The following is an 18,278-nucleotide window of genomic DNA, read 5'->3' as shown; positions in this document are numbered from 1 at the left end:
TACCTTCACTCCACTCCATGCACGCTGGAGAACAGAGGCAGTGTCACCAGCGCACAAGTACCGCGCCCAGGACGCGAGCGCAGCGACAATTCTCCCTGATGAGCACGGGCTACCGCCTTGACCACCGTCAGGCCCAGCCCGGTTCCATTGGCCTTGGTGGTGAAGAACGGCTCTCCCAGGCGCTCCAGGACCGCGGCGTCGATACCACTGCCACTGTCACTGATGCACAGCCGCAAGGTGTCGCCGCGGCTGTACAGGTGCACCTTGAGTCGCGCCGCGCCGGCACTGGCCTGCACCGCGTTCTCGATCAGATTGAGCAAGGCGCCCACCAGAGTGTCGCGATTGCACAGCAACTCACCGTTGTGGCTATCGCACTGCCAGCGCACGGCAACGTCCTGCACATGGGTCAGGGCCGCGGCCTGCAACGACTGCAACAGCGACTTGGGCGTCAGGCGATCGGTCAGGGGCAATTCGCCACGGGCGAACACCAGCATGTCGCGCACTTGATGTTCCAGCTCGTGCAAACGCTCCTTGAGCCGCCCGGCAAAGCGCTGATGGGTAGCGACCGGCAGTTCCTGCTCAGTGAGATGGCTGGCGTACAGCAGGGCCGCCGACAGCGGCGTGCGGATCTGGTGAGCCAGGGAGGCAACCATCTTGCCCAGGGAGGACAGACGCTCATGACGGGCCAACTGGTCTTGCAGATGACGGGTTTCAGTCAAGTCATTGAGCAGCACCAACTGCCCGGGCTCGGCATCCAGCGAGCGCGTGGCAATCGACAGGCGGCGACCGTCGCGCAGGGAAATTTCATGGCCATCGTCTTCGCGAGGGGCAAAGCTGCGGGCGATGATGTTGCGCCACAACTGCCCTTCCAGCGGCAGCCCCAGCAGCTCGCAGGCTGCCGGGTTGGCCTCGGTGACGATGCCATGACCATCAATCACGATGACCCCGCCCGGCAACAGGTCCAGCAGGTTCTGCAGACGATTGGCCAGACGCTCCTTTTCCGCCAGCTCCTGCATGCGCTGGGCGCTGACCACCGCCAACTCGCCCTTGAGCTCGGTCACCCGGGCCTCAAGCATGCTGTAGGAGTCAGTAAGTTGGCTCGACATCTGGTTGAACAAGGCGAAGGCCTGCTCAAGACCTAGCCGGCTTGCCTGCTCTACGGACGACGATTGCCCCTGTGCATCAGGGGCAGGAGACATCTGGGCGGCTTGGGGCATCGTGCACTCTCGCGTGGCTGACCGTCAGTTAAACGGAACGTTGCAAGAGACTTAGCAATACCCGTGCCTAAAAAAAACCACCCAGTTTTCAAAGACTTGAAAAACCGGCGTCAATCATCCGCCTGTTCATCACCCTCACGACGGCTCATACCGTACTTGCGCATCTTCTCCACCAGGGTGGTGCGACGGATGCGCAAACGCTCTGCAGCCCGCGCCACGATGCCATTGGCGTCGTCCAGCGCCTGCTGGATCAGCCCTTGCTCCAGGCTGCCGAGGTAGTCCTTCAGGTCCAGGCCTTCCGGCGGCAGCATGGCCGTGGCGGCGAAGTCTGGCGCGTGACCGTTGATCGCTACGCGCTCTTCCAGATCGCTGCGCAGGCTGTCCACCAACTGCTCGTCTTCGTCATCCACATAGCGGAACTTCTTCGGCAACTCGACGACGCCAATCACACCATAGGGATGCATGATCGCCATGCGTTCCACCAGGTTGGCCAGCTCACGAACGTTACCCGGCCAGCCATGCCGGCACAGCGACATGATGGCGGCAGAGTTGAAGCGGATAGAACCGCGCTTCTCGTGCTCCATTCGCGAAATCAGCTCATTCATCAGCAGCGGAATGTCTTCCACTCGCTCACGCAGCGGCGCCATTTCAATGGGGAACACGTTGAGGCGGTAGTACAGATCCTCACGGAAGCTGCCTACCTCGATCATGCTTTCCAGATTCTTATGGGTGGCAGCGATGATTCGCACATCAACACCCTGGGTCTTGTTGCTGCCCACGCGCTCGAACGTGCGCTCCTGCAGCACCCGCAACAACTTGACCTGCATCGGCAGTGGCATATCGCCGATTTCGTCGAGGAACAGAGTGCCGCCATTAGCCAGCTCGAAACGTCCGGCACGACTGGTGATAGCACCGGTGAACGCGCCCTTTTCATGGCCAAACAGCTCACTTTCCAGCAGCTCTGCCGGAATGGCGCCGCAATTGACCGGTACGAAAGGCGCGTCGCGCCGCTTGGAGTGATAGTGCAGGTTGCGCGCTACCACTTCCTTGCCTGTTCCCGACTCGCCAAGGATCAGCACACTGGCGTCGGTATCCGCCACCTGCTGCATCATCTGCCGCACATGCTGGATGGCGCGACTGGTGCCTACCAGGCTGCGGAAAAGATTGGGTTCACGGTGACGACCGCGCTCACGGGCCTGATCGTACATTTCACGATAGACCTGGGCCCGGTGCAGGGAGTCCAGCAATTTGCTGTAGCTGGGAGGCATTTCCAGGGTGGAAAGCACACGACGACGCTGGTCTTCAGGCAGATCAATGGAAGAATTTTCGCCCATCAACAGCACTGGAAGGAACTCATCCCAGGTTGAGAGTGTCTTTAACAGGCCCAGAAGTGCACCAGGAGCATTTACGGTCCCGATGAGGACGCAAATTACTTCGCGACTTGACGACAAAGAGCCGACAGCCTGCTGCCAGTCATGGCTACCGCAGGGTAAATTTTCTTCGCCAAGAAAATTTAAAATCACCGCCAGGTCGCGGCGGCGCACGCTATCGTCATCGATCAGCAGAATTTTGGTTTCACGCCACATGCAATAGCAACTTCCCTAGTCAACTCAATGCCCAGATAAGGGGCAAGCTAGACGCGCTTGTAGGCATTTTCTGCCTTATAGACGCCTGAAATCTGAAAACAGCCACTAGTTAAGTCAAAAAAGCGTGCACAGTCAAATTTATGGCGCGCAGTGTTCGGGATTAACTCAACATCAACCGAACAAATGGTAAACCTTTGCCGCGTTCTGTGCTTGCTGGATCTGCGACATCTCGTCGACTATCGCCTGGCGCTCCCCTGTTGCCACCTCAAGCAGCTGCCGGTAGACCCCCAACAACTCCTCCAGATTGTCACGCAGTGCCGCCTCGTCGACCTCAGCCTCGCTGAGCACGTCCTCCATGCATGAACGGCACGCCAGGTCCAGCTCGCCAATGGCTTGCCAGTTGCGTTCGGCCAGGGCGCCGACCAGCGCCTCACGGGTTTCTTCAATGCGTTGCAGGACAGCACTCATGGTGTTCCTCCTTAAAACTGCGGACCCGGTGCGGCAATGGCATCCCAGCCATCCTTGACCGTACGCAGCAGACCGGCGACCTCATCGAGAATCTTCGGATCGGTCTTGATATTGGCTTCAGCCAGGCGCTTCATCATGTAGGTATACAGACTGTCCAGATCCCCCAGGGTATCCAGGGAGTTTTCCAGGTCCAGACCTTCACGCAGACCACCAATGATGCCGATGGCCTTGCTGATGAATATGCCTTTGTTGGCGATATCCTTGCGCTCGATCGCCCCCTTGGCCTGAGCGATACGATCCAGGCCGCCTTCCATCAGCATCTGCACCAGACGGTGGGGACTGGCTTCGGAGGTCTGCGCCTGCGCACCGATCTTCTGGTACTGCCGAAGGGCTAACATCGGATTCATGTAATACCTCTTCAAAACTCAAGGGTTCGTATAAGCAATATATCGACGCAACGTCAAAAAACTTTAGGCCAAATACAAAAGCCCGGAGCGCTGAAAAACACTGCCGGGCTTTTGGCGCTGAGTGAATATCAGCCTTTTTGCTGTGCGGTCAAGGCTTCAAACATCGACGTGATATTGCTGGCAGTTGCCTTCAGCTTGCCCACCAGGGTGTCCATGTCGTTGTACTTCTTGGTCAGTACCGCTGTCAGGGTAGCCACCCGCCGATCCAGCGCATCCTGTTGATCACTGAGCTTTTTCTTGGTGATATCCAGGGTCTTGGTACGAGTGGTCAGGATCCCTTCGGTCATGCTACCCACACCCTGGGTAAACGGCTTGATCGCGTTAGTCATGCGTTCCAGCAGACCCGGGTTGGTACCATCACCGGTAAACAGCTTCTGCACTTCACCACCGAGCTTCTTGTCGGTCATGGCAGCCGTGAATTTCTTGTCGTCGAAATCCAGTGCACCGGTCTTCTGGTTGGTGGTGATCCCCAACTGCGCCAGCACAGTCAACTTGTCGCCGGCGCCCGTTTCGGACAGTGGTGCACGAATAGCCGCCAGAATCGAACGAGGCAGCGAGTCACCAGTGAGCTGTGCCGGGATGGTCGGGTTGCCACTGTCATCCAGGGAAGGCTTGGTCAGCGTAGTAATGCCGTTGGCCACGGCGTTATAGGCGTCGACAAACTTCTGGATCGAGGTCTTAAGACCCTCAGTGTTTGTGGCAACTGTCACGGTGATCGGCGTGGTGGTTGGCGCAACCAGATTGAGCTTAAGACCGGAAATGGCCTGCGTGACTGTATTGGTCTTGCTGGTCAGTTGCATGCCGTCGACGCTGAAAACCGCGTCCTTGGCCAGCCCACCGATATTGCCGGATGAGGCGGCGGAAGCCGGATTGGTATCACTCGACATCGGCTGAGTGCCATCGATCTCCAAACCGGCAATACCGCTGACAGAAATGTCGGTGCCTGCACCGGTCTTTTCGGAGCCGATCACCAGTCGCGAACCGAACGAGTCGGTCACGATGTTCGCGCTGAGCCCGGCCATGTTCATCTTCGAGTCGGCGTTGATCGAGTCACGCACCGATTGCAGCGTCGCATTGGCGCCGACGGTCAACGGGTAGTTAATGCCATTTTGAGTGATGTTTAACGTACCACTCGGAATGGCACTGGTATTTCCTCCGCTAAAAGCCGCACTGGCCACTTTTGACGAAGTTGCAAGATTTTTGACGGTAACCGAGTATTTGCCGGCAACCGCATAGTTGTCTGCAGTGGCGTCTACGGTCTTGCTGTCGCTGGAGGTCGCAGCGAAACCGGCAAAGGCGGGATTCACAGAGCTTCCCAGCCCAGCAACCGACAGCGTGCTCTGGAAGGTCGACAACAACGACTGCAATGTCCCGATACCAGAAATGCTGGCGCTATTGGTGGTGGTCGCGCGATCGATCTGACCTTGCTTGGCCGCCTTGTCAGCAGCTACCAACGCCTTGACGATAGCACCGGTGTCGAGGCCGGAACCCAAGCCGGTACCCGGTAGAATTGGACTTGCCATGTGTCTCTCCCTTCAGTGTGCCGCCAGTCTTTTGACCACAACAGCGCTCAAACGTAACCAGCAACAATTTTCATGCCAGCTGTCAGGCCTTGGCACTGAACAACAGACTACTCGCATCATTCAAGCTATTGGCCAGTTTCAGCACTTCTTCATTGGGGATCTGGCGAACCACTTCACCCGAATCACTGGCAATGACTTTGACCACGACCTTTCCGGAAGGCTCGTCGATCGAGAATTCTAGATTGCGCTTGACCGACTGGACGAACTTTTCAATTTCCTGAACGGCCATTTTCAACTTTTCCTGCTCGGTCCGAGCTTCTTTCTTACTGTCCTGAGCTGCGGTTTTGGCAACTGCAGGAACGACCTCTCGAGGCTTCTCCACGGGCTTGTCAGCGACAGGCGTCACCGGCTTGGCCGCTGGATAAGACAAGTTCAGCTTCACGCTCATATCCATGTCCATCACCTCTTAAAGTAAAAAAGCGAGAGAGCACGACCAGCGCACTCCCCCGCCAAAGCTTAGCCAGCTATTACTGAAGCAGCTTCAGTACAGCGGATGGCAGTTGGTTGGCCTGGGCCAGAACTGCGGTCGAAGCTTGTTGCAGAGTCTGCTGCTTGGTCAGCTGGGCAGTTTCAGCAGCGAAGTCGGTATCTTGTACGCGACCCAGTGCAGCACTGGCGTTTTCGTTGATGTTCTGCAGGTTGGAGATGGTGCTGGTCAGACGGTTCTGGGCAGCACCGAGGTCCGCACGGCTGGAGTTGATGGTAGCCAGAGCCTTGTCGATAGCGTCCATCGCGGCCTTGGTGTTGGTCTCGGCAGTGGTGCTGTCGTTACCGGTGATGTTGATGGTGCCGGAGTCAACGCCCAGGGTGGCAGCGTCGAAGCCGCTGTCCAGGGTGATGGTGATCTGGTTGGTGGAACCGGTGTTGGAACCAACCTGGAAGGTCATGGTGCCAGCGGAACCGTCGATCAGGTTCTTGCCGTTCAGGTTGGTCGACTTGGCGATACGAGTCAGCTCGTCCGACATCTGAGCAAATTCTTTGTTCAGAGCAACGCGGTCTTGGGTACCGTTGGAGTCGTTTCGCGACTGAACAGCCAGTTCACGCATACGCTGCAGGATGTTGGTGGATTCTTGCATCGCGCCTTCAGCGGTCTGGGCGATGGAGATACCGTCGTTGGCGTTTTTGATCGCCATGGTCTGACCACGGATCTGCGAAGTCATGCGGGTAGCGATCTGCAGGCCGGCGGCGTCGTCTTTTGCGCTGTTGATCTTCAGGCCGGAAGACAGGCGAGTCATCGAAGTCGACAGAGCGTCGGAAGCGCGGTTCAGGTTTTTCTGAACGTTCAACGACGTGACGTTAGTGTTTACTGTTAAAGCCATGACGAATTCCTCGTTGGTTGGGTACTGCGGCTTCCGGCCCTGGCAACCGCCGGGTAATGGCCTAGAGAACCTTCGTAATAGTTATCGTCGGTAATGCAAGTTGCTTTAGGGCTTTTTCAAAAATATTTGCCATCACCCGGCCATCCCTTGGAAAACAAGGGGTTAAGCCGACACCGAACGAAAAACTGACGCCAGAAAATACCCACCAAAAACACTCGCCCAGCCTGCCGCACCGCTCATCCACCAAACTCGGCCTGCAACCAGTCCAGCAGCTCGTATTCCAGATAGTCGGCCAACCCCAACCAGTTCTGCCCTTCCTGGCACGCCAGCATCAGGGTCAGCAATTTCGCCCAATCCTGCTGGACAGGCAGCGCAGCTCCATCCACCAACGACTGGATGGGATCGAACAGCTCAACCATGACACCCACCGCCTCGACATCACGCCCCAGACGAAACAGATCGGCGACTTCTCTGGCTCGGGAAAACACAGGCTCTAGCTGATTCATTGAGCAAAATCCGGGTGAAAGGTGGTACCGAGGATCATCGCGCCATCACGGCTGGTATTGAAAAACGCCACCTCAGGCTGACTGCTGATATAGCGCTCCAGTTCGCACAGGTAGCTGCGGAAATTAAGCTGGGTCTTGACTCGCTGCCCATGCCCATCCAGCACCCAGTGTCGGGCCGCGCCGAGTTGCGGGCCAAGATCGCCGTCATGCCAACCGGCATGGGTACGGTTCATGGGGAACGCGAAGTCCGCACCAAACAGGGTGATCCGTCGCCCTCCCATCTTCACCGCCAGATCCACGGCCGGATGAATCACGCTGCCACCGGCATGCAGCTGTGCCCGGGGTATGCGCTGGCGCAATGCCTGGAACACCGGGCTGGCGGAATAGGCCACATACCGCGGCCCGAGCCAGCCCTCGAGTACCTGCGGGTCCGCCAGCGGCATATACACCAGAGCGGTGCCGTCACTGCCTTGAGCAGGCAGGTGCCGGGTGGAAATTCGCTGGTCGACACTCACCACCAGGTCCACCCGGATGCCCTCTTTGAGCAGCGGCTGGTATGCCGTGTCGACACAGATCAGCAGCGGCCGCTGCGCCTGGCCGGACACGGCGCGCAATGCCGCGTAGTGATGCTCCAGGCTCGGCCCCGTAGCGATAACAAAGACTTCACTCCCGGGATGGCGATCAAACAGCTCGGCAATATCGCGATCCATCCCAACCCAAGGCTCAATGGCAGCCAGGCGCTCGGCGATATCCGCTGTATCTGCGGCAAACAAACGATTATTGAAGGACAGATGAGTCTCGCTGATCAACCGATCGCGGATCTTCGCGTTGTAGTCATCGGCCAGCACCAGCTCGGCCGGCAGGGCGAAAAACGGCAATGCAATCTCCGGCAGGTCGCCGGCATACAACAACTCGACCCGTGGATCAGCCAGCCAGGCCTGCTGTTCCAGCACTTGCAGCACCAGCTTGAACAGTGCGCCATTGAGAATGTGCACATACAGACGCTCCAGCCCCGGCCGCTGCAGCAACGCCATTTGCAGGTCACCCAAGCCACAGCCGTAAAGATGCAATACCGCCGCCTCAGGCAGGCTGGCGGCCTGGACCTGAGCCTCGCGACTGCGATCATGGCGACTGGTCAGCTGGACCCCGCCAATGCTCAGTGTCGAGCCAAGGCCTTCCACCAGATCCGCCTGCAGCACAGCAGCATCCTCAGCCTGCACCCGTGCCAGCAGCGCCGGCCAGCGCTCGCCAATCACCCGGGCGTTGTGTTCAAAGCTGTCGCTCATGCCGCCTCGCTTATCACTCGTGCAAAAAAATAGCGCTCAAGATTACACCTTGAGCGCTATCTGTGCCGCTGCGAGCTGAAACTCAGGAGCGGTAGATGATGGCCGATCCCCAGGACAGACCAACGCCGAAGCCACTGAGGGCAACGCGCTTCCAACTGGAATCGAACATGTGCTTTTCCAGCAGTAGCGGAATGCTGGAGGACACGGTATTGCCGGTCTCCACCATGTCCTTGATGAACTTGTCGGGGTTGCCTTCGAAACGCCGGGCCACCGCATCGACGATCGCCGCGCTGCCCTGGTGAATGCAGAAGGCATCGATATCGTCAGACTTCAGCCCCGACTCATCCAGCAACTCGTGCAGGTGTGCCGGCACTTTCAGCAGAGCGAAGTTGAACACCTGGCGGCCGTTCATGAAGAACACACCATCGGTGACCTTCAGGTGCGGAGCCCCCGAGCCATCGGTACCGAACTTGGCCTTGCCCAGCTGCCAGGTGGCGTCTTCGCCCAGCCAGGTGGCCGTGGCGGCGTCACCGAACAGCATGGTGGTATTGCGATCTTCGGGATCGACAATCTTCGAGTAAGGGTCAGCGGTGACCAGCAGGCCATTCTTCAGGCCAGCAGCTTCCATGAACCCCTTGATGGCATAGATGCCGTAGACGTACCCGGAGCAACCCAGGGAAATATCAAAGGCCGCGACGGTGGTGGGCAGGCCCAGCTTGTCCTGTACGATCGCCGCAGTGTGAGGCAAACCTTCTTCGTCACCGTTCTGGGTAACCACGATCAACACATCGATGGCTTCGCGCTTGAGTTCCGGGTTAGCGGCAAACAATGCATTGACTGCTTCGACACACAGATCGGAGGTTTCTTGCCCGGCGTCTTTGCGCGGCAGGAAGGCCGAACCGATCTTGCCCAGGATGAACTCTTCATCCTTGGCGAATTTTGCACCTTGTGCGTAATTGTCCACGCCGGCTACAGGCACGTAGCTCGCAATGCTTTTTATGCCAATCATTACGGCTTCCCAATAATAAACAGCTCAATACCCCCGCGCGATGACCGAGCAGGGGCTGCCGAAAAAACACAGATACTTGCGCCGAAACACGGCGGTATCGAGAAGAACCAAGGGCTATCACTGGACCTGTCACACAGGGCTGGCGCCATCTTCCCGGGCGATACAATACAGTGAAGATGCACGTTATGACTCACAGGTCACGCTATTTTGCCGAAACTGCCATACAAAGGGCTACTCGACGAATGCCCAGTCCAGCGCGGTGCCGCGCTTGAGGGCCTGGCGCGCGCGACGGCCAAGCAGGGCGTCATAGTGCTTGGGAGCGAGCCCCAGCCCGGGACGGATGGCCCGCACGTTGTCGGCGCTGAACAGCTCTCCGGCCTGCATGTCTTGGGTGACATACAGCGACCGGCGGTAAACCAGTGATTTGCTCTCGGCCTGGGTGGCGCCATAGCTGACCTGCCCCATGGCCTGCCAGGCCCGCTCGGTTTCCAGCACCAGGCTGGCCATCTCTGCAGGCTCCAGGGAGAAGCTGGCGTCGACCCCACCGGCAGCTCGATCCAGGGTGAAATGTTTCTCGATCATTGTGGCACCTAGCGCCACCGCCGCCACGGACACACCGACACCCATGCTGTGATCGGACAAGCCCACCTCACAGCCGAACAACTCCCGCAGATGAGGAATGGTCAGCAGATTGCTGTTGGTCGGTGATGCAGGATAGGTGCTGGTGCACTTGAGCAGCACCAGATCGCGGCAACCCGCCTGTCGTGCAGCCCGGACACTTTCGTCCAGCTCGGCAATGCTGGCCATGCCAGTGGAGATGATCAGCGGCTTGCCGGTAGCGGCCACCCGGCGAATCAACGGCAGGTCGGTGTTTTCAAAACTGGCGATCTTGTAGGCCGGAACGTCGAGGCTTTCCAGGAAATCCACGGCGCTCTCATCGAATGGCGTGGAGAAGGCCAGCATGCCCAGGGCCTTGGCCCGGGCAAAGATCGGCTGATGCCATTCCCAGGGTGTGTGGGCCTGTTGGTAAAGCTGGTAGAGCGATGATCCGGCCCAGAGGCTGTCCGGGTCCTTGATGAAGAACTCGCCCTGAGCGAGGTCCAGCGTCATGGTGTCGGCGGTATAGGTCTGCAACTTCAGTGCATGGGCACCGGCCCTGGCCGCTGCCTCGACAATCTGCAAGGCCACATCCAGCGACTGGTTATGGTTGCCGCTCATCTCCGCAATGATCAACGGCCCATGGCCGGCGCCCACGAAGCGCGAGCCAATCTTGAAACTAGTCATCCAGATGTTCCTTCAACATACGGGTGAATTCGCAGGCGCCTTGGCGATAGCCAGCCCGGCGAAACAAACTCAGCGACACTTGGTTATTCGACAGGACCTGTGCCCGCAGGCGCTGCACATCGGGCCAATGGCGCAGCAGGCAGGCCTCCCCCTGCTCCAGTAGAACCTGCCCCCAGCCTAGGCCGAAGCGTCCGGCAAACAGGTAGATCGACACCTCGGCCTGCCCTCCCTCCCGGTCATAACGCAGCATTCCCAGAGGGCCATCTGGCAACTCGGCGATCAGCAGCAAACACTGTGGGTCGCTCAGACAGGCCTCCAGCCACTGCACATGGTTCCACCAGTCGATGGCCTCGGGCTGCTGCGACCAGCGCCTGACCAGATCACTATTGCGCCCGTCAAATAGCAGCCGGGCATCGTCAAGGGTCGCCGGTCGCAGACGAACTGCCGCCGCGAACAGCGCCGCGGCCACCCGCTGCGAGCCCAGGCCATCGACCAGTTTCCGGGCACGAGCAGCCAGGCTATGGCGCAGCCCAGGGTTGCCCAGCATGAGCTTCACGGCATCGCGCAGTTGTCCGACTTCCACCTGCTCACAAGGCCCCAGGTACAAGTGGGCACCCGCTTCAGCCAACAGCCGGGCATTGGCCTGCTGATTGCCGGCCACGGTGATGCACAACGTAGGCACGCCCAGCACCGCACGCTCCCAACTGGTACCGCCCCCGGCCCCCAGGCACAGGTCTGCTTCGGCCAGCAACCCGGCGAAGTCGTTCACATAACTGTGCAAGTGCCAGTTCGGCCGGTCTGCTGCCAGCATCTGCATGGCCTGCCAATCCGGGTTGCCACTGCCAGCAACAAAATCCACCTGCAGTTCATGCAGGTCCGCCAGCTCCAGCATGGCCTTGTGGGTCTGGCCGGCAGCATCAAAACCTCCAAAGTTCACCAGCAGCCGCTGGGCCTGCGGCCGAATCAGGATCGGAGGGCGCCGGAACTCCTCACGCAGCAAGGCAAAGTGCGGCCCGAACAAGGTCCGGCACTGTGTGCCGTACAACCCGGCATACGCCTCGGCCGAACCACTGAAGTTCTGGTCCAGCAACAGATCTGCGGCATGCCGGCGGTTGGCCAGATCATCGATCGCGGCGATCCGCGGCGCCCATCGGCGAGCGGCGCTTTGCCACTGATGATCAAGGCCGTAGTGATCCACCAGCACCCAGTCGAAGGCCGGCTGATCTACCAGGGCTTCCTGCAGTGCCGCGATATCGGCCTGCCAGGGCAAGGGCGCTTCGATACCCAACCGAGGGTTCTCATCGGTATAGAACTCAGGCAGTGCAACGGTCGGAAAACCTTCAGCTTGCAAGGCCGCCAAGCGATTGCCGGGCAGGCGACGGCAGGCGAATGCAACTTCGGCCCCCTGCTGGCGCAACACCTGAGCCAGGGTCAGGCAGCGGGCCACGTGGCCGCTGCCGATCGCCGGCGAGGCGTCAGCCCGGATCAGCACCCTCACTCCAGCTCTCCTGCGGCCTTGAGCGCGGCGTACAGGTATTGCGCCCGCCGCCAATCCTCTTCGGTGTCGATATCCTGAACCAGGTGACGCGGCAGGATCACCGGCAAGCTGCGAGAAGAGAACAACGCCTCCCCCTCCAGCCAGGCCTGGCTTCTACCCCAGTAGAACTGCGCCGCATCCTGATAGGCCACGGGCAAATCCTGGGAGCGGGCCTGACTGAACTCCGGATACAGCGCGCCCAGAGCGCCCTGCTCGTCGAGCGTCAGCGCCCGTTGCACCGGAAAACCAAAACTGCACACCGAAAAGGCAAACGACCTGTCCTGATGCTGCTCCAGCAACGCCAGCCCCTGGCGCAAAAAACGCAGTTGCAACAGGGGGGCGGTGGCATAGATGCAACAGGCATATTCGAATTGCTGCCCCAGCTCCCGCAACGCTTGCAAGGCATGCACGATCACCGCCGCAGTGCCGGTGAAGTCATCCGCCAGAGCCTGCGGTCGGACAAAAGGCACCTCTGCGCCACAGGCAATGGCCAGCTCGGCGATCTCGGGATCGTCGGTGCTGACCACCACGCGCTGGAACAACCCCGAACCCAGCGCCTTATCGATAGAACGGGCGAGCATCGGCACGCCATCGAAGGGCTTGAGGTTCTTCCTCGCAATTCGCTTGCTGCCACCTCGGGCGGGGATAATCGCGATCGAGCTCATGGCGCTACAGCTCCTGAATCCAATGTCGCAATTGCTGTACAACGTAGTCCTGCTGGTCATCCGTCAGCCCGGGATACATCGGCAAACTGACGGCCTGGGCGTAATAACGCTCCGCCTCGGGGAAATCACCCTCAGCAAAACCCAGATCCCGGTAGTAGGGTTGCAGGTGCACTGGGATGTAATGCAGGTTGACTCCGATCCCAGCCTTGCGCAGCCCCTCGAAGACCTCACGGTGCGAGTGTTTGATGTGCTGGAGTTGCAAGCGCACGACATACAGGTGCCAGGCCGAGTGAGCATCAGGTTGAGCCTGGGGCAGGCTCAACGGCAGGCCCTGCAACAGATGCTGATAACGCTCTGCAAGATAACGCCGGCGTTGTAAAAAGCCCGGTAGCTTATTCAACTGCGAACGCCCGAGCGCCGCCTGAAGATCGGTCATGCGGTAGTTGAAGCCCAGTTCGACCTGCTGGTAATACCATGGGCCATGGCTCTGGCCCACCATCTGCGCCGGGTCGCGGGTCATGCCATGGCTACGCAGACGACGCAGATGATCCGCCAGCTCCGGGCTATTGGTCATGACCATTCCACCTTCGGCACTGGTGATGATCTTCACCGGATGAAAGCTGAACACCGTCATCGCAGCGAATTCTCCACAGCCAACCGGACGCCCCGCATAGCTGGCGCCCACCGCGTGGGAGGCATCCTCGATCAAGGTGAAGGCATAACACTCGGCCAGTTCCGCCAGGCGTCGCATATCACAGCTCTGCCCCGAGAACGCCACCGCGATCACCACCTTGGGTAATGCCCCGCTGGCCTCGGCCGCTTGCAGCTTGAGGGCCAATGCCTCGGCGTCGAGGTTCCAGGTCCGCGGATCGATATCGACAAAGTCCACATCCGCACCACAGTAACGACCACAGTTGGCCGACGCGAGGAACGTGTTAGGAGTGGTCCATAACCTATCGCCCGGCCCCAGGCCCGCCGCCAGGCAAGCAATATGCAAGGCGGCAGTGGCGTTGCACACCGCTACGCCATAGGCTGCCTTGCAGACGGTCGCCATTGCCTGCTCGAAAGACTCGATTGTTGGCCCCTGGGTCAACCAGTCGGAGTGCAAGACCCCCAGCACGGCATCGATATCCTCCTGGTCAAGGCTTTGGCGACCATAAGGAATCATGGTGCGATCCCGGTGTGCAGTTCGGCTATCTGCCCGACCGACAGAAACTCCGGATTGGTATCGGAGCGATACTCGAAATCCTCGGCCACAGAAACGCCCCGCTCGCCCTTGCCGTCCACGGCAAAATCAACGTTGACGCTGGTAAAGCGGATGGAGGGCTGGATCGTGTAGTGATCGTCGAACTCCAGGGTCATGCGCGCATCATCCAGAGGCACCATCAACTCATGGAGCTTCTCCCCCGGACGAATCCCCACCTCTTTGTGTGGCAAGTGCGCGGCCATCCCCAAGGCCAGATCGACGATGCGGATCGACGGAATCTTCGGCACGAAAATCTCCCCGCCGTGCATCCGCGCGAAGCTGTCCAGAACAAATTGCACCCCGTGGTCCAGGGTGATCCAGAAGCGGGTCATGCGCTCATCGGTAATGGGCAGCTCCGTTGCACCCTTGGCAATCAGCTGGCTGAAGAACGGCACCACTGAACCTCGGGAACCTGCAACGTTGCCATAGCGCACCACGGCAAATCGAGTGGCCTGCTCACCCGCGATGTTGTTCGCCGCCACGAACAGCTTGTCCGACAGCAGCTTGGTGGCGCCATACAGGTTGATCGGGCTCGCAGCCTTGTCGGTGGACAAGGCAACGACCTTCTGTACCCCGTTGTCGATGGCCGCAGCAATGATGTTTTCAGCGCCATTGACGTTGGTGCGAATGCACTCCGTGGGGTTGTATTCGGCCGCCGGCACCTGTTTCAGCGCCGCGGCATGCACCACATAGTCGATACCCCGCATCGCCTGGCGCAAGCGCTCGGCATCGCGAACATCGCCGAGGAAGTAACGCATGCAGGGCGCATTGAAGGTCTGCTGCATCTCGTACTGCTTGAGCTCATCGCGAGAGAACACCACGACCCGCTTGGGCTGATACTGCTCCAGCAGGCGTCGAATGAAGTTGCGCCCGAAGGAGCCGGTGCCACCGGAAATGAAAATGGATTTGCCGTTGAACATCATTGATTCCTTATCCCAGCAACTGGTTCCAGTTCACCGCGCTCGCGGCCCCCAGCGCAAAGCCCTTGCCAGTCAACGCCAGGTTCTGGTTGTAGGCCGTATCCTGCGCAAAGCGCGCCGCCCATTTGTCTTTCAGGGCTGCCAAGGCCTGTGGATCTTGCGCCAGGGTGCCGGGATGCATGACCTGCGCTTGCGGAGTCAGGACGGTGAGATAACCGGCATCGGCCACCTTCAGGCACAGGTCGACATCGGCGAAGGCCTGGTCGAAATGCTCCTCGTCCAAACCACCTACGGCCTCGAACAACGCCTTGGCGATCATCAGGCAGACGCCGGATACCGCCGAGTAGTTCTTCTCCACCCAGAGGCTGTTCATGTAGCCCGGAGCATCCTTGGCCTCTCCGGCGAAGGCTGCGCCCAGCTGGCCATTGAGGCCGAGGATCAGGCCCGCCTGGGTGGTCATGCCGCGCTCATTCACCAGCCTGGCGCCGACAATCCCGATCTCCGGACGCTGTACCTGGTTGAGCAGGCTGTCGATCCAGTTGGCATTGACCACTTCGGCATCGGCCGAAAGCAGCAACAGGTACTCCCCCTTGGCTTCAGCGCAGGCTGCATTGTGCAGTGCCGAAGTGCTCACCCGCTGGCCGCTGCGCAACACCCGGATCCGCTCCCCCTGGCGTTCCAGGCTGGCCAGCCAGCTATCGAGTTCGGCGTTCTGGCTGTGGTTCTCGGCAATCAGCACCTCGTAACGCTGGTAGCGGGTGCGTTGCAGCACACTCACCAGACAGCGTTGCAGCTCGGCGAAGTTGTCCTGGCTCGGCAGAATGATCGAAACCAGCGGCCGCTCGGCATGTTGATAGTCGATCTGGTAGGTCCCTGGCTGGGCAGAACTGACCTGGGCCCGATAACCACGATTGGCCAGGTGACGGCTCAGTACCTGGCGCTCCTCGGCATTTTCCCCGGCTGGCGCAGCCTGGCAGATCAGCAGCGGCTCGGCGAGATGAGCCAGGCCGGCCAGACCACCGTCCTCGATCAGGCGCAGAACCAGATCCAGCTCGACGGCCCGAGCAAACTCGCGATTGAACCCACCTGCCTGCACCAGCACTTCACGGTGCAGCAGCCAATGGCGCGCCATCAGATTGGGGGCGCTTTGCAGCAGGTCCAGATTGACTCCGGGACGGAACACGTGACGCAAGGTGCCATCGGCTTGCCGCTGCACCTCATCCATCGCCACGGCCCTGATGCCTTCGGCGCCCAGCAACTCCAGGCTTGCCCGCAGCAGCCCGCTTGCGGTGAGCTGGTCACCCGCCTCCATCAGGAGTACCCAGTGCGCTGTGGACTGCGCCACCAGCTGATTCAGGCGCTCGATATAGTTGCCCTGGCTGACCTTGACGAAGTGCACAGTGTCCTGTGCCGTGGTCATCGCCGGCAGATCGCCGGTGGTCAGCACCACCAGCTTGAATGCCTTGCAGTGGTTGGCCATCAGGGAATCGAAAGTGGCTTGCAACTTGATCATGTCGGCGTCGAGGTCGAGCAGCAGAATCTGAAACTGCGGCCCACCGGCGCGCCTTCCCAGCAGATGGGCGATCGACTTGAACTGACCCGGTTTCGGGCCACGGCCTTCCAGCCAGCTGAACAACTGCCCGGACTGGGTATTGGCAAACAACGCGCTGCTATCGGTGGCCGGCAGCGCCTTGAGGCGGGCTGCCCACTCCTGCAGTTCGCGGAACACCTCCACTTCGTCGGTATCGCGCATCGACTCGGCAAGGCGCTTGACCACGGTGAAGTTGAACAGGTTCAGCGCCATGGCTTCCCACAGCCGGCTGCGAAGGGTTCGCGCCGTGTCATTCGAGTGCACCCGCAGCAATTCCTCCTGCTTGAGCAGCACCCCTTCCAGCTCATTGAGCTGCAGGCGCCCCGCAGGCATCGCATGCACAAGAAACTCGATCTGCGTCAACAGATCGAACATCGGCTGGTTGTAGAACGGCATTTCGACAAACTGCTCCGAGCCGAAAGCACGCACCGGGTCCTTGCCGACCTCGCTCCAGGTGGAGCGAAAGATCATCACACCCTTGAGCGAACGGCCACTTTCAAGGCACTCGGCCAAGGCGGCAAAGCTGTCCAGCGCCAGCTGCTTCATCTGCTGCGCATCCGGGCCTTCGCAGTTGTGCGGCAGGGTCGCAAGAAACTCGGCAAATTGCTGATGCTGGGCCAACGAGCCGGCATCCTTGCTGCTCAGCAACGCCTGAATGCGGGCGGTGCGCTCCAGGGCCTCCCTATTGGCCTCACGAACAATGAACGGAACCGGCAGGATCCGCGCCTTGGCAGTGGCCAACAGGAAGAAGGCGTAACCGATATCCAGCCACTCGGTGCTCACCGCAGGTGGCAACTGGCTGTACCACTGGCGCAGCACATCGGTGCGGGTCACGGCATTGAAGGGGCTCAGGTAATGCCCCATGAAACTCATGATCCGCTCACGCCCGTTCGCGGCGGCGAAGTCTTCGGGCCCCTTGCGATCGCGCAGGTAATAGCTGGTTTCCAGGACCCGCGCCGAATACATCAGGCCATAGCCATGGCAGACCGCGTAATCGGGGTGGGCATCAAGGAAAGCTAGCGCGGCGCTAATCCCATCGGCGATCAAAAAGTCGGTGTCGCTGGCAATCGCCAGGTAGAGCGTGTCGACCAGGCCCACACCGTAAGTCAGCTTGCCCTGCTGGTCCTGCCGGGAAAACTGTGGCACGTGGCGGTAATCCACCTTCGGGAATTGGCGAGCCAGAGACTCGTCCGCCTTTTCCGAGGAATCCAGAACCAGGATGGAACAGGCAAAGCTGCTGTAGTAGCGCAGCGCTCGCTGTGCCAGCGCCTTGGCCTCGTGGGTCAATAGCACCAGAGTGAAACGCTCACTCATTGGGGCTGCATCCTCGTTTGCTTTTGTTTGAACCCACATCTGTCCATTCCCTCATCCGGCTGATCGCCTGGAACCTCAAATCATTAATGTTGTACGAACCCGACCCGGCATGTCCCTCTCGGCTCATCCATCCCGCGAGCGCAACTGCGCCCCTGGATGCGCCAAAGAATTGGCTTGAGAACTGCTCAACACCTGGCCAACGCTACGCCTGACTCCAGGCACCGGCCACAACAGGCGAGCCGGAAGCTACCCGCACGCGTGCGCTACACCCATGAGCGCC

Annotated in this window: 16 protein-coding genes; all 16 read right to left on the bottom strand. The window is 59.9% G+C overall.

The genetic code is table 11. From position 1 onward, the window contains the following. Positions 1-5: 5 nt before the first annotated feature. The 16 genes from PFLCHA0_RS08345 to PFLCHA0_RS08270 all read right to left on the bottom strand — a co-directional run bounded on the left by PFLCHA0_RS08345 (position 6) and on the right by PFLCHA0_RS08270 (position 18,037). Positions 6-1,199 (bottom strand): sensor histidine kinase, encoded by a 1,194-nt coding sequence (locus PFLCHA0_RS08345; protein WP_172621759.1) that lies wholly within the window; start codon positions 1,197-1,199, stop codon positions 6-8. A gap of 128 nt (positions 1,200-1,327) precedes the next feature. Beyond that, positions 1,328-2,803: a sigma-54 dependent transcriptional regulator gene (locus PFLCHA0_RS08340; RefSeq protein WP_011059970.1), complete on the bottom strand. Its 1,476-nt coding sequence runs from the start codon at positions 2,801-2,803 to the stop codon at positions 1,328-1,330. Between the two features lie 171 nt (positions 2,804-2,974). Further along, entirely contained in the window at positions 2,975-3,271 is a 297-nt protein-coding gene (locus PFLCHA0_RS08335) for a hypothetical protein (RefSeq protein ID WP_011059969.1), read from the bottom strand. Positions 3,272-3,282: 11 nt separating this feature from the next. Continuing rightward, positions 3,283-3,678 (bottom strand): flagellar export chaperone FliS, encoded by a 396-nt coding sequence (fliS, locus tag PFLCHA0_RS08330; RefSeq protein WP_015634629.1) that lies wholly within the window; start codon positions 3,676-3,678, stop codon positions 3,283-3,285. A gap of 128 nt (positions 3,679-3,806) precedes the next feature. Continuing rightward, positions 3,807-5,261, bottom strand: coding sequence for a flagellar filament capping protein FliD (fliD, locus tag PFLCHA0_RS08325; protein WP_011059967.1), 1,455 nt, complete (start codon positions 5,259-5,261; stop codon positions 3,807-3,809). A gap of 82 nt (positions 5,262-5,343) precedes the next feature. Next, complete coding sequence (locus PFLCHA0_RS08320; protein ID WP_015634628.1) at positions 5,344-5,715, bottom strand: flagellar protein FlaG; 372 nt, start codon at positions 5,713-5,715, stop codon at positions 5,344-5,346. Positions 5,716-5,788: 73 nt separating this feature from the next. After that, positions 5,789-6,640: a flagellin domain-containing protein gene (locus tag PFLCHA0_RS08315; RefSeq protein ID WP_011059965.1), complete on the bottom strand. Its 852-nt coding sequence runs from the start codon at positions 6,638-6,640 to the stop codon at positions 5,789-5,791. Between the two features lie 236 nt (positions 6,641-6,876). After that, the gene (locus tag PFLCHA0_RS08310) at positions 6,877-7,146 is read right to left on the bottom strand and encodes a hypothetical protein (protein ID WP_015634627.1); all 270 of its coding nucleotides are present in this window, start codon (positions 7,144-7,146) and stop codon (positions 6,877-6,879) included. After that, a complete protein-coding gene (locus tag PFLCHA0_RS08305; protein ID WP_015634626.1) occupies positions 7,143-8,432 on the bottom strand; it encodes a motility associated factor glycosyltransferase family protein in 1,290 nt (429 codons plus the stop codon). Before PFLCHA0_RS08305 ends, PFLCHA0_RS08310 begins: the two co-directional genes overlap by 4 nt. A gap of 82 nt (positions 8,433-8,514) precedes the next feature. Continuing rightward, on the bottom strand, positions 8,515-9,441 hold the full coding sequence (locus tag PFLCHA0_RS08300) for a ketoacyl-ACP synthase III (protein ID WP_011059962.1): 927 nt from the start codon (positions 9,439-9,441) through the stop codon (positions 8,515-8,517). Between the two features lie 231 nt (positions 9,442-9,672). Then, positions 9,673-10,725 (bottom strand): pseudaminic acid synthase, encoded by a 1,053-nt coding sequence (gene pseI / locus PFLCHA0_RS08295; RefSeq protein WP_015634625.1) that lies wholly within the window; start codon positions 10,723-10,725, stop codon positions 9,673-9,675. After that, a complete protein-coding gene (gene pseG, locus PFLCHA0_RS08290; protein ID WP_015634624.1) occupies positions 10,718-12,223 on the bottom strand; it encodes a UDP-2,4-diacetamido-2,4,6-trideoxy-beta-L-altropyranose hydrolase in 1,506 nt (501 codons plus the stop codon). The genes pseI and pseG overlap by 8 nt, the downstream gene beginning before the upstream one ends. After that, positions 12,220-12,927 (bottom strand): pseudaminic acid cytidylyltransferase, encoded by a 708-nt coding sequence (pseF, locus tag PFLCHA0_RS08285; protein WP_015634623.1) that lies wholly within the window; start codon positions 12,925-12,927, stop codon positions 12,220-12,222. Before pseF ends, pseG begins: the two co-directional genes overlap by 4 nt. Positions 12,928-12,931: 4 nt before the next feature. Then, a complete protein-coding gene (pseC, locus tag PFLCHA0_RS08280; RefSeq protein WP_015634622.1) occupies positions 12,932-14,095 on the bottom strand; it encodes a UDP-4-amino-4,6-dideoxy-N-acetyl-beta-L-altrosamine transaminase in 1,164 nt (387 codons plus the stop codon). Beyond that, positions 14,092-15,093, bottom strand: coding sequence for a UDP-N-acetylglucosamine 4,6-dehydratase (inverting) (pseB, locus tag PFLCHA0_RS08275; protein ID WP_041752017.1), 1,002 nt, complete (start codon positions 15,091-15,093; stop codon positions 14,092-14,094). Before pseB ends, pseC begins: the two co-directional genes overlap by 4 nt. Positions 15,094-15,103: 10 nt before the next feature. Next, a complete protein-coding gene (locus tag PFLCHA0_RS08270) occupies positions 15,104-18,037 on the bottom strand; it encodes a TIGR00180 family glycosyltransferase (protein ID WP_015634620.1) in 2,934 nt (977 codons plus the stop codon). Positions 18,038-18,278 lie beyond the last annotated feature (241 nt).

The organism is Pseudomonas protegens CHA0 (genome assembly GCF_000397205.1).
Classification (GTDB): domain Bacteria; phylum Pseudomonadota; class Gammaproteobacteria; order Pseudomonadales; family Pseudomonadaceae; genus Aquipseudomonas; species Aquipseudomonas protegens.
The sequence above is the reverse complement of the archived record's forward strand: the minus strand, read 5'-3'. Positions and strand labels throughout refer to the sequence as shown.

Excerpts from the sequence above, each read along its gene's own strand:
- fliS (WP_015634629.1), bottom strand. The coding sequence starts at position 3,678 with ATGAATCCGATGTTAGCCCTTCGGCAGTACCAGAAGATCGGTGCGCAG.
- PFLCHA0_RS08310 (WP_015634627.1), bottom strand. The coding sequence starts at position 7,146 with ATGAATCAGCTAGAGCCTGTGTTTTCCCGAGCCAGAGAAGTCGCCGAT.
- PFLCHA0_RS08305 (WP_015634626.1), bottom strand. The coding sequence starts at position 8,432 with ATGAGCGACAGCTTTGAACACAACGCCCGGGTGATTGGCGAGCGCTGG.
- PFLCHA0_RS08345 (WP_172621759.1), bottom strand. The coding sequence starts at position 1,199 with ATGTCTCCTGCCCCTGATGCACAGGGGCAATCGTCGTCCGTAGAGCAG.
- PFLCHA0_RS08270 (WP_015634620.1), bottom strand. The coding sequence starts at position 18,037 with ATGTGGGTTCAAACAAAAGCAAACGAGGATGCAGCCCCAATGAGTGAG.
- PFLCHA0_RS08340 (WP_011059970.1), bottom strand. The coding sequence starts at position 2,803 with ATGTGGCGTGAAACCAAAATTCTGCTGATCGATGACGATAGCGTGCGC.
- pseF (WP_015634623.1), bottom strand. The coding sequence starts at position 12,927 with ATGAGCTCGATCGCGATTATCCCCGCCCGAGGTGGCAGCAAGCGAATT.
- PFLCHA0_RS08320 (WP_015634628.1), bottom strand. The coding sequence starts at position 5,715 with ATGGATATGAGCGTGAAGCTGAACTTGTCTTATCCAGCGGCCAAGCCG.
- pseI (WP_015634625.1), bottom strand. The coding sequence starts at position 10,725 with ATGACTAGTTTCAAGATTGGCTCGCGCTTCGTGGGCGCCGGCCATGGG.
- fliD (WP_011059967.1), bottom strand. The coding sequence starts at position 5,261 with ATGGCAAGTCCAATTCTACCGGGTACCGGCTTGGGTTCCGGCCTCGAC.
- pseC (WP_015634622.1), bottom strand. The coding sequence starts at position 14,095 with ATGATTCCTTATGGTCGCCAAAGCCTTGACCAGGAGGATATCGATGCC.
- pseB (WP_041752017.1), bottom strand. The coding sequence starts at position 15,093 with ATGTTCAACGGCAAATCCATTTTCATTTCCGGTGGCACCGGCTCCTTC.
- PFLCHA0_RS08300 (WP_011059962.1), bottom strand. The coding sequence starts at position 9,441 with ATGATTGGCATAAAAAGCATTGCGAGCTACGTGCCTGTAGCCGGCGTG.
- PFLCHA0_RS08315 (WP_011059965.1), bottom strand. The coding sequence starts at position 6,640 with ATGGCTTTAACAGTAAACACTAACGTCACGTCGTTGAACGTTCAGAAA.
- PFLCHA0_RS08335 (WP_011059969.1), bottom strand. The coding sequence starts at position 3,271 with ATGAGTGCTGTCCTGCAACGCATTGAAGAAACCCGTGAGGCGCTGGTC.